The 9,508-nt window shown below is 42.3% G+C and carries 12 protein-coding genes and 1 riboswitch; of the genes, 7 read left to right on the forward strand and 5 right to left on the reverse strand.

Annotated elements, in window-relative coordinates; translation table 11 throughout:
- From BN161_RS10765 to BN161_RS29790, 5 genes are all read left to right on the forward strand, one after another.
- Positions 1 to 405, forward strand: a 405-nt coding sequence (locus BN161_RS10765; RefSeq protein ID WP_044265890.1) for a DUF6169 family protein, incomplete at its 5' end; no start/stop codon positions are given.
- Between the two features lie 7 nt (positions 406 to 412).
- Entirely contained in the window at positions 413 to 1,393 is a 981-nt protein-coding gene (locus BN161_RS10770) for an NAD-dependent epimerase/dehydratase family protein (RefSeq protein WP_044265893.1), read from the forward strand.
- A 37-nt stretch (positions 1,394 to 1,430) separates the two neighbouring features.
- Positions 1,431 to 2,381 carry an MraY family glycosyltransferase gene (locus tag BN161_RS10775; RefSeq protein ID WP_044265896.1) on the forward strand — a complete coding sequence of 317 codons (951 nt, stop codon included), beginning with the start codon at positions 1,431 to 1,433 and terminating at the stop codon, positions 2,379 to 2,381.
- A gap of 150 nt (positions 2,382 to 2,531) precedes the next feature.
- The gene (locus BN161_RS10780) at positions 2,532 to 3,038 is read left to right on the forward strand and encodes an HU family DNA-binding protein (RefSeq protein ID WP_044265899.1); all 507 of its coding nucleotides are present in this window, start codon (positions 2,532 to 2,534) and stop codon (positions 3,036 to 3,038) included.
- A gap of 20 nt (positions 3,039 to 3,058) precedes the next feature.
- Complete coding sequence (locus BN161_RS29790; RefSeq protein WP_167332516.1) at positions 3,059 to 3,154, forward strand: smalltalk protein; 96 nt, start codon at positions 3,059 to 3,061, stop codon at positions 3,152 to 3,154.
- A 69-nt stretch (positions 3,155 to 3,223) separates the two neighbouring features.
- Here the strand turns inward: BN161_RS29790 and BN161_RS10785 are convergent, their stop codons facing one another.
- Both BN161_RS10785 and BN161_RS10790 read right to left on the reverse strand, forming a co-directional pair.
- Complete coding sequence (locus tag BN161_RS10785; RefSeq protein WP_044265902.1) at positions 3,224 to 3,535, reverse strand: type II toxin-antitoxin system RelE/ParE family toxin; 312 nt, start codon at positions 3,533 to 3,535, stop codon at positions 3,224 to 3,226.
- Positions 3,520 to 3,708 carry a hypothetical protein gene (locus BN161_RS10790; RefSeq protein ID WP_044265905.1) on the reverse strand — a complete coding sequence of 63 codons (189 nt, stop codon included), beginning with the start codon at positions 3,706 to 3,708 and terminating at the stop codon, positions 3,520 to 3,522. Before BN161_RS10790 ends, BN161_RS10785 begins: the two co-directional genes overlap by 16 nt.
- Positions 3,709 to 3,835: 127 nt before the next feature.
- Between BN161_RS10790 and BN161_RS10795 the strand changes: the two genes are divergently transcribed.
- Positions 3,836 to 4,744: a DMT family transporter gene (locus BN161_RS10795; protein WP_044265908.1), complete on the forward strand. Its 909-nt coding sequence runs from the start codon at positions 3,836 to 3,838 to the stop codon at positions 4,742 to 4,744.
- A 1-nt stretch (position 4,745) separates the two neighbouring features.
- Here the strand turns inward: BN161_RS10795 and BN161_RS10800 are convergent, their stop codons facing one another.
- Genes BN161_RS10800 through BN161_RS10810 form a run of 3 tightly spaced genes read right to left on the reverse strand, consistent with a single transcriptional unit; the run spans position 4,746 to position 8,325 of the window.
- Positions 4,746 to 5,402 carry a thiamine diphosphokinase gene (locus tag BN161_RS10800; RefSeq protein ID WP_044265920.1) on the reverse strand — a complete coding sequence of 219 codons (657 nt, stop codon included), beginning with the start codon at positions 5,400 to 5,402 and terminating at the stop codon, positions 4,746 to 4,748.
- A gap of 22 nt (positions 5,403 to 5,424) precedes the next feature.
- Complete coding sequence (gene pnuC / locus BN161_RS10805; protein ID WP_044265911.1) at positions 5,425 to 6,027, reverse strand: nicotinamide riboside transporter PnuC; 603 nt, start codon at positions 6,025 to 6,027, stop codon at positions 5,425 to 5,427.
- A 3-nt stretch (positions 6,028 to 6,030) separates the two neighbouring features.
- A complete protein-coding gene (locus BN161_RS10810) occupies positions 6,031 to 8,325 on the reverse strand; it encodes a TonB-dependent receptor (RefSeq protein WP_044265914.1) in 2,295 nt (764 codons plus the stop codon).
- A 34-nt stretch (positions 8,326 to 8,359) separates the two neighbouring features.
- Positions 8,360 to 8,456: riboswitch (TPP riboswitch) on the reverse strand.
- 142 nt (positions 8,457 to 8,598) lie between these two features.
- Between BN161_RS10810 and BN161_RS10815 the strand changes: the two genes are divergently transcribed.
- Complete coding sequence (locus tag BN161_RS10815) at positions 8,599 to 9,471, forward strand: mechanosensitive ion channel family protein (protein ID WP_044265917.1); 873 nt, start codon at positions 8,599 to 8,601, stop codon at positions 9,469 to 9,471.
- Positions 9,472 to 9,508 lie beyond the last annotated feature (37 nt).

Below are 9,508 nucleotides of genomic sequence, written 5' to 3' on the forward strand. Positions count from 1 at the left end.
ACTGTTTACCATGCTTATTTTATAGATTTCTCTATTTATCATCCAGCTTTCAATGATGTTTATACTTTTAACATAGAGCCGGAAACAGATAACCCTCATCCTATAGATAATCGAATAGCTCAAACGATAGCACATCTTCTAAAATTTTTCTTTTCTGTTAGAGAAAGAGCTATGATTATGGTTTGCGATAACTTAGATGGGAAAGAAGAAAAAAGAAAGATTCTATTTTCTAGATGGTTTTTGAAATATAATGATGGGGGTATAATAAAATATGACGCCGCGACAACAACTGATGATTATCAATTATATGTATCCATTTACCTAAACAGAAACAATTCTCTACGAGATGAGTTAGTTGCCGCTTTTTATGATTTGGTTAAGAATAATCTTTATCCTATAGATTGATTTTTTCATGAACATACTTATTACCGGAATTCACGGTTTCGTGGGTTCCAATCTTGTTATGTCTTTAAAGGAGCACCATTCCCTTTATGGACTTGATATTATTGCACCTGAGAAAGAAGGAGTTAAGAAAACTTTCTCTTGGAAAGATATTGAATCTACTGCTTTTCCGATTCAACAATTGCCCCAGTTTGATGCCATCATTCATCTGGCCGGTAAAGCCCATGATACAAAGAATCAATCTGCTGCACAGGTATATTTTGATATCAATACGGGATTGACACGGAAGATTTTCGATTTCTTTTTAGAATCAAAAGCAAAGAAATTCATATTCTTTAGCTCTGTGAAAGCTGCTGCTGATAGTGTAGTGGGGGATATGTTGAGAGAGGATGTGATACCTACCCCGGTGGGACCATACGGTGAGAGTAAGATAGCTGCCGAGAATTACATCTTGGATAAGTTGAGAGTTGAAAATGGAGAGTTGAGAGTTGCTGTGCAGCGTGATAAGCGGGTGTATATCTTAAGGCCTTGTATGATTCACGGTCCGGGTAATAAGGGTAATCTGAATTTGCTTTATAACGTTGTGAAGAAAGGCATTCCCTGGCCTTTGGGTGATTTTGAGAATAAGCGTTCGTTTACTTCGATTGATAACCTTTGCTATGTGGTGGAGGGACTGCTTACAAAGGATATTGCAAGTGGCATTTACCATATGGGAGATGATGAAGCTCTTTCTACGAATGAGTTGATTGCCCTTATGTGTGAAGCTATGGGTAAGGAACCTCATATCTGGAAGATGAACAGGAAGATGATGGAAGGTTGTGCGGGTTTAGGGACATTGCTCCATCTGCCCTTGAATACTGAACGCCTCCGGAAGTTGACGGAGAATTATGTGGTGAGTAATGAAAAGATAAAGTCTGCCCTTGGTATAGAGAGAATGCCTGTTTGTGCGGCTGAGGGGATTATGAAAACGATAAGATCGTTTTCTGATTAAAAATAAATAATTCAAAACTAAAGGGGAAAGTACTGTTATGTATTACCTGGTTATATTAGTTCTGCTATTTTTAGCGGAACTTTTTTATTTTAAGCTGGCTGATAAGTGCAATATCATTGATAAGCCTAATGAGCGTAGTTCACATACGAAAGTCACTTTGCGTGGCGGCGGGATTATCTTCTATTTCGGTGCATTGGCTTATTTCCTGACGAATCATTGGGAATATCCTTGGTTTATAGTGGCATTGACTTTGATAACATTCATCAGCTTTGTGGATGATATCCGTTCTACTTCTCAAGATCTGAGGCTGGTGTTTCACTTTACTGCTATGGCTTTAATGTTTTATCAATGGGGCTTATTTTCGCTTTCCTGGTGGTGGATAATCGTTGCATTAATTATTTGTACTGGTATTATTAACGCTTATAATTTCATGGATGGCATCAATGGAATCACCGGCGGTTATTCCTTGGTTGTTTTAGTTGCTTTGGCTTATATCAATGTTGAAATTACGTCGTTTGTTGAGCCTGCTTTGATTAATACTGTTTTATGCTCTGTTCTGGTGTTTTGCTTTTTCAATTTCCGCAAGAAAGCTAAGTGCTTTGCCGGTGATGTCGGTTCGGTTAGTATCGCTTTTATTCTTCTTTTCTTGATAGGTAAGCTAATTCTGATGACCGGAGATTTCAGTTGGATAATCCTGTTATCCGTTTATGGTGTCGATAGTGTCCTGACTATCATTCATCGCCTGATGCTTCATGAGAACATCGGTTTACCCCATCGTAAACACATGTATCAGTTGATGGCGAATGAATTGAAGATACCGCATGTGGTGGTGGCGTTGATTTATATGGTAGTGCAAGCGGTTATCATAATGGGGTATATCAGTTGTCAGAGTTATGGCTATGTATTTTTACTATGTGTGGTCCTTTTGCTTGGTATAGTTTATATATGTTTTATGAAGAAGTACTTTGCGCTACATCAACCCGTTTAGAATCAGTTGATTATAATCCTATGGTGGAAAACAGCTCCCAGTGGGCTGTTTTCTTTGTTTATGTGTGGATATATCCTCACCTTTGCATCGTTGATCAACACAAGAATAAATAAAAACGAAGTTGAATTAAAATGTAAAAGGAGGAAGATTATGCCTTTATTGTATTATGCGAGACAATCGCAGTTGAAAACAAAAGATGGGGTTAAGCAATGGCACCTGACACTAAAGAAGATAGGTAGGGCTGTAAGTTTGCAACAGTTGGGAGAGATGGTGGCTGAGAAGTGTTCGGCAACACCGGGTGATGTGCACAATGTGATCAGAAACCTGATGTCGGTAATGCGGATGCAGCTGTTGAATAGCCGCACTGTCCGCCTGGATGGTTTGGGGACATTTACGGTGATTGCGCGGACGCGCGGCAAAGGAGTGGACCATGAAAAAGATGTGAATCCGAATCAGGTGACATCCCTGCACTTCATGTTTACTCCCGAATATACACGTCCGGCGGCTTTGGGCACCACTCGTGCATTGTGGCAGGGTGTTGAATTTGAGAAGTGGACAGGTGTGAATGGCGCTGCCGGTGATGGAGAAGATCCGGATGACAACGGAGGAGGAAATCCCGGTGGTGGCGGAGGACTTGATGAAAATCCCCTTGGTTGATTATTAAAACACAAAATGACATGAAAAAGACGGTTTGGGATAAGATTTTGAAAATTGTTATAGCAGTGGCTTCGGCTGTATTAGGCGCTTTGGGTGTCAATGCGATGAATATGTGATGATGAGTTTGTAATTGATGAAAGGGAGTACATCAGAACTGGTGCACTCCCTTTTTTATAAGGTTATTTCTATTCCTTCTTGGGAACTACCTTCAGTTCTCCCATCTTTAGTCGGTTGTCCCATAGTACAACAACTTCTATCTTCTTGAGGCTGTGTCGATAGAAAAGTGTATATCCCGGGTGAGGAATGATGTAGCGTATGTTCTCTATTTCCGTTGTTTGCCCGATGAACGGATTCATACTAATGCGGTGCAGTATGTTCTGCAATTGTACATAGAGCACTTCACCGACCTCATTATTCCCATTCTTTAGTTTTAGTATCTGGAATGCCTCCTTCAACTGCTTCTTGGCGACGAGCGACCATATTACTTGCTTAGCCATTCTGCTACCTCCTTATTTATTGTTAAGTTATTTTGTCCTTCGCGGTTATCCAATTGGCAGCAGGCAGTTTCAATCTCCCGGCGCAGTTGATGAGAGAATGTGAGCACTTGTTCTTTGCTCTTAGGTTCATCTTGGGTTTCGGTACGCAGTGTGTCTTTTTCTTTACTTTTCATGGGGCTATCCTTTTTTGTTTTTCATAGAACATCCTAAAGATACGAATAGTTTTGGAATATCCATGCACGTTGAACAATTTTCTTCTCCCTGCGTTCTCTGCCTTGAAACCAAAATTGCGATATCCGAATGAAAGATAAGAAACTGGAAGCCAATTTAAGTTTGGTAGTCTCGCGAATATTTGCGGGATTGAATATGAATGCCCTGAAATACCTGCTGCCCGTGTGGATGGGTGCATTGACGGGCGTCACGGTGCGTTGTACTTTTGCTGCCGTGGCGTTTTGGATCACAGGCTGTTTTGTGAAAGAAGCACCTATCACACGGCGGCAACGTATCGGGTTACTTTGCCTGGGGGCATTCGGCATGTATGGTTTTATGTTTTGCTATCTGTTAGGTATCAGTAAGACGACGCCTGTCAGTAGTGCCATATTCAATTCCCTGCAACCTATCTGGGTATTTCTTATCTCCGTTCTCTTTCTGCACGAGCGGGCTACACTGATGAAAATTATCGGTATTTCCCTCGGTTTCGGTGGTGCATTGCTGTGTATATTGACTCAAGGCAGTGATGACTTGGCACATGATGCCTTTACAGGTAATATGTTGTGCCTGCTCAGTTCGGTGTTCTTTGCCATTTATCTGATTCTGAGTAAGAAATTACTGGAAGAGATCGGCTTGGTGACCGTAATGAAATATGTGTTTGGGGGCGCGGCGCTGTCCGGTCTGGTGATATCTACTATCCTGGGCTGGGACGCGCCGTTGTTCGCCGACGCAGCACATGGAACCTGGCACTGGATGCCGTGGGTGATTCTGGCATTCATTCTTATTTTCCCTACTTACCTTAGTTATTGGTTGATGCCCATCGGATTGAAATATCTGAAGACAACCGTAGTGGCCATGTATGGCTATCTGATACTGATTGTGACGACGGTCGTTTCTTATATCGTGGGGCAAGACCGCTTTACCTGGGAACAGGGGGTGGCTATCGGAATGATATGTCTGAGTGTGTATTTTGTGGAGGTAGCGGAGAGGAGAAGATGAACTAATAGTTTATCACTAATAAGTACTCCCCTTCTGCATGAATGGTGAATTCTGTTTCCGTGCTTTCGTTCAGTGTACCTTGCCACCAGTTGGTGAAGTCACTGAGAGGATATACCAAGCCTTCACCTCGCAGGTTATGGGCACCAAAGTTTATGATTGAAATCTGTTGACCCGGTTGGCAGGGGAAAGAACAGGTATCATGGCAAGGAATGAAAATACCATAATCGGTCAGCATGCGGACATGAGCTCCGGTACGCATATAATCAATGAGCAGGCTGATATTTCCTAAAGTATGGTCTTCCCGTTTGCCTGTGGCTCCTACGATAGCGATGTTTTTTTTACCTTGTGATAAAAGGAAGTTTACGGCTTTAGTCTGGTCGTTGGTTTCCTGGTCGGAGATGTAATGAAGAATATGGTGATATTTCCGGTGGTTTTCTTCACTCAGGGAATCTCCGTCACCGATAATAACATCAGGTACGTTGCCGCGATCTATATAAGCATCTGCACCGCCATCACAACAAACAATATAAGGAGCGTTTGCCAGTATTTGCAAAGGTCTGGGATGGGTCGGATAATCACCATTGGCTAAAATTACTGCTTCCGGTTCACCACAGAGAACACAGAGTTCCACTGAATTCTTATTATTATTTTCTTTCATCATTGTTTCTTTTATCACCTTATCACTCTACCACTTTTTCCATCATCCTCTTCCATTTGAAGTAGCCAAAGATAGCGATTATTGTATAAAGAGCATACAGTCCTGCCGTGAAATCGAGGTCTTTGTAAACATAGAGTCCTGCACTGACAATGTCTACCACAATCCATGCCCACCATTGCTCTACATATTTACGTGCCAGCATCCACATGCCTACGATACTGAGGGCGGTGGTGAAAGAATCAAGCCAGGGCACATTACTGTTGGTGAAACGAATGAGTATCCAGGCAATACAGACAAAAGTAACGGCGAATACAATGCCGAGGAGCAGGTAATATTTCATCGGCATACGGGTAATGGGGAGTTCCTGCTGCCCTTCTTTGATATGCAGATGCAGTTTCCGTCTTACAAAACTGCCGTATTTCCACATCATCCAACCGTAGACGGCTGCCCCCAGATAATAGATATTTATTCCGAAGTCAGCATACAGTCCAGCATCGTAATAGACGAAAATGTAGATAGCGGGCATGATGATGCCCGCTATCCAAAGATAGATACTCGCCCGGTATTCTAACCAGAGGTAGACAAGCCCGATGATGGTTCCGATAATTTCAAGAGTTTGTTCCATGCTTTAAAAACTCAATGTGATATGTGCCAGCGCATTGATACCTGCATTAGGATAGTAGGCTGCGTAATTGGAAGTATAGAGCAGTTTACTGTCTTTGTCCTTTATCTGATTCTTTCCATGACCTTCGTATACAGCACTTCCCGATGCATAACCATTGCTTTCGTATGTTTCGTCAAACAGGTTATAAATCGTCACGCCTACATTAACAGATTTCAATCCTTTCAGTTTGAAAGTATATCCGAGATTCAGGTTGCTCACACAATAAGCATCCAGTGTACAGTCCTCTTGATGAGCATTGTTTAAATATTGCTTGCTGACATATTGCGTTTGCAAAGATGCATTAAAACCTTTATAATCCAAAGAAATGAGATTATTTGCCATAAAGTCCGGTGAAAATGAGATGGGAGTAGTGCCAATATATCGGGTTGTCTGAGAGATACCCCAGCTTTCACTATACATATCTTTCCAGTCCTCATTCACATCACTTAGATATTCCGTGTAATTCTTGATGCGGTTACGGCTCCATGTTGCGTTTACATCCCAGCGCAGCCAGTTTGTGATGCGTGCACCTGCCATCAGCTCAATACCCATACGATAACTGTCCTTCACGTTCTCCGCTACTGCTTCGCCAATTTCATTCAATTGCCCGTTCAGTACCAATTGATTCTTATAATCCATGTAGTACAGGTTGACGCCTGCATTGAACCAACCTTTACGGAAAGTGTATCCCACTTCGTAATCGAACATCCGCTCTGATTTGGGCTGTGCAGCAAATAAGTTATCAGTATAGTTATTACGTGTCGGTTCCTTATTTGCCACACTGAAAGAGGCATAAAGATTATTATTATTGTTTATCTTCCAGAAGATACCGGCTTTAGGGTTGAAAAAACTGAAATCTTCGTCAATATTCAGTGGTTGCAGATGTGCCGGATCAGCTGTCCAGTCCCATTTGTCATTATTGCCGTTTATCTTATAGCGCAGATAACGATATTGCATATCGGCATAGAAGTTAACTCCATCCAGTATTTCATAATTTATCTTAGCGTAGATGTTGCCATCCGTTTTTCGTCCGATATTGCGATAATATTCATGGTTAGGATTCAGTTCACCCAGATAATTCTTTACCCATACCACCTTACCGTTATGGGTGTTTTTGTAATAATTCAGACCACCGCCGATGGATGCATCCAATTTGTCCCCTTTATAATCGAAAGAGAATACTCCACCACCGAAACGGCTGTCTACCAATTTACGGCGTACAAGGTCTGATTTCTCTATGGTAGTACCGTTTGTTTCAAAGGGTACCAAGCCATATTCTACCAACGTACGCTTATTCTTATATTCCTCATAATAACCGTAGCCGTCTGTATAGTGTAGCGCTATGTTCAATTTCCACGAAGGAGACAATATCTGATTTAATAATAATTGATAATGCGTCTGGCGATAATAATCTATCTGGTTATCATAAAATCCGATTACATTTCCCTTATCATCTTCTATAGCGCCATTGGGATTATATTTGCGGTCGTTTTCCAGTGTTTCCTTATCCAGACCATCCCAAGCATGATAGGTCTCTTCTTTTCCTCCGAAGGTGATGAATTTAATAGTGGTCTTGTCTCCATAATATCCGCCTTGTACAAAGTAAGACTTCAAGTCAGCACTAGCGCGGTCACGGTAGCCGTCACTGTGGATATTAGATAAACGTGCATCGAATCCCCAGCGTCCGTTAATGAGCCCCGTCCCTACTTTCACAGTTTCCTTATGCGTATTGAATGAGCCGTAAGAACCGGAGAACTCCGCATACGGTGTGGGCAGAATGCCTTGTGTTTTCATATTGATACTGGCTCCGAATGCTCCCGCGCCATTAGTGGAAGTTCCCGCTCCCCGTTGAATCTGCAAGTCCTGAAGTGAAGAGGCAAGATCGGGAGTATTTACCCAAAAGATAGAATGACTTTCCGCATCGTTCATGGGTATACCATTAGTGGTTACGTTGATGCGTGTAGCATCTGTTCCGCGTACCCGGATGCTTGTGTAACCGATACCTGCACCTGCATCGCTCGTTGTCAGTACTGACGGAGTAAATGACAACAGATAGGGAATATCTTGCCCGAAATTCTGCTTCTTAAGTTGTTCTTTACTGACATTGGTAAACGCCACAGGTGTGGTTCCCGTGGCACGGGTAGAGATAATTTCTACTTCCTGCAGGCTTATCACCCGCAAGCTGTCTTTCTCATGCGTCTGCGCACAGACACTCAGCGTTGCCATCAACAGGCAGGCCGCCATTGCATGTTTTCTCATTACAATTTTAACTATTAAAGATGAATACAGAAAAGGGGAGCTTTTCTTCTTTTCCCTCCGCCGGCACTACCCGGATCAGGTCAATGGGTATGATCTCAGCCCGTCATATTAGGGCACCCCTTAGTTGAAATCGGGGGCAAAATTAAGTGTTTTCGGTGAAACACGCAAATCGAGTGAACGATAACCGGAAATATTTGTTAATTTTGTGGGCCGGTGGGTATTTCTTAGTCCTGCCGGGAAAGTATAATTATTAACTTCAAACGAACAAATATTATGTTATTATTATTACAAGCGGCGGCTCCTGCTGCCGAAACTGTTGTGGAAGATAGTTTTAGTAAATTGCAAGTCTTTCTCCAACAACTGATAGACTGGGGAGTAAATGCAGGTGGTCATATCATTGGCGCTGTGCTGATTTTCATTGTAGGACGTTTCCTGATATCTTTCCTTAATAAAATGGTAGCCCGATTGTTGGCTAAACGACATGTGGATGCCAGTATCCAAAGTTTCGTAAAGAGTCTAGTGAACATTTTGCTGACTATCTTATTAATTATTGCCGTTATCGGTAAATTGGGAGTAGAAACGACTTCATTTGCTGCCTTGCTGGCATCCGCCGGTGTGGCTATCGGTATGGCATTGTCCGGTAACTTGCAGAACTTTGCAGGTGGCCTGATTGTATTGTTGCTCCGTCCTTATAAAGTAGGTGACTTGATTGAAAGCCAAGGAGTTACGGGTACGGTTCGTGAGATTCAGATTTTCCATACGATTCTGACTACCGGTGATAATAAGATTATTTATATCCCGAATGGTGCGTTGAGTAGTGGTACTGTGACTAACTACAGCCGCGAAGCTACCCGTCGTGTAGAATGGATAATCGGTGTGGAGTATGGCGAAAACTTTGATAAGGTGGAAGAAACTACCCGTCGTATCATTGCTGAAGACAAGCGGATTCTCAGTGATCCGGCTCCTTTTGTTGCCCTTCATGCACTGGATGCCAGTAGCGTGAACGTGATTATCCGTGCCTGGGTGAAGAGTGAGGATTATTGGGGAGTTTATTTTGATATGAACAAGACCATCTACTCTGTATTCAATAAGGAGAGTATCGGTTTCCCTTTCCCACAACTGACGGTACATCAGGCAAAGGATTGATAGTAGTCTGGAATTGATAACTATAATGAATAAAGGG

Source organism: Bacteroides timonensis (assembly GCF_000513195.1).
GTDB lineage: Bacteria > Bacteroidota > Bacteroidia > Bacteroidales > Bacteroidaceae > Bacteroides > Bacteroides timonensis.